The following is a 1,109-nucleotide window of genomic DNA, read 5'->3' as shown; positions in this document are numbered from 1 at the left end:
AGGATCTTACTGGTCTCGGCTCCGTCACTGACGATCCTGGGCGTGATGGCGGCGATGAGCAGGGCCTTGCCGTCGTGTTCGGTCCCGAGAATCACGGCTCGGTCGTTGCGGAGGTGGGCGGCCTCCAGAGGCGCGAGGACGCGGAGGTCGTCCGCACCCAGCCCCATGACCCGCTGCGAGACGATCCGGCCCCAGCTGCCTGGTGGGGCCCAAGACGAGCTGTCCCACTTGGCTCCGTAGTTCGGCCCCGCGCAGGCGGACGAGTTCCCGCTGCGTGGTGGCTAGGGCGTCGGGGCGCTTGCGCAGGGCCTCTGGGGCATTCTTCGGGCGTGTGCCGAGGAGTGTGGAGACCTCTTCGAGCCGACGGCGCTCGGTGTCGTAGTGGCGGAGGGTGCCGTGGCCGGCGAAGGCTTCGATGCGGCGGAGGTTGGAGCCAACTGAGGATTCGCTGAGCAGGCGGAAGGCGCCGACCTGGAAGCCGTGGCGACGTCGGTTCCGCCGCACAGCTCGCGGGAGAAGTCGACGATGCGCACGGTGTCGCCGTACTTCTCGCCGAACGGGGCAATGGCGTCGGCGGCGTCGCTGACCGGGGCACGCCGTGCAGCGCCGGTGGACCGGCGCGGCCCTCAGCTTAGCGGGTCCCACAGGCACAGTAAGCGCTTAACTTCTAGGACTACCAGTAGATTTGATGCTTAGTCAGCAATCCTGCTACGGTTGCGCCCCATTCGAGGCTGGCAACCGTTACCGGCCGCAAAAGATGGGCTTGCTGTGACCGAAACCTTCACCGGCACGCCGGACATCAACGTGGATCCCCGGCGCCTGACGCTGAGCCGTAAGGAGTCCACCTACCTAGCGATCAGGACCACCCAGGGCGGCCGGACCGTCTACAGCACCCGCGTTCCCCTGTCGGAGCTGTCCGTCATCCTCCCCATCCCCGACCCCGACAAGGTCGACCCTGACAACCGCCGTGTGGACCTGCGCCACGCCAAGGGCTTCGGCTTGTACCTCGCCGAAAACCCGGGCTGGGTGGCGCCCGCCCTCCTGGTGCGCGACGCCGGCTCGTGCCGGTTCGAAATGATTGGCGAGGACGGCCGGATCGGGTACCTGAT

General features: G+C 67.6%; 1 pseudogene. It reads left to right on the top strand.

From position 1 onward, the window contains the following. Positions 1 to 768 precede the first annotated feature (768 nt). A pseudogene (locus tag ABD323_RS41445) lies at positions 769 to 1,109 on the top strand (DNA sulfur modification protein DndB); the annotation flags it as partial.

Origin of the sequence: Kitasatospora nipponensis (genome assembly GCF_039528135.1) — a bacterium.
Classification (GTDB): Bacteria; Actinomycetota; Actinomycetes; order Streptomycetales; family Streptomycetaceae; genus Kitasatospora; species Kitasatospora nipponensis.
This window is presented reverse-complemented; position numbering and strand designations above follow the sequence as displayed.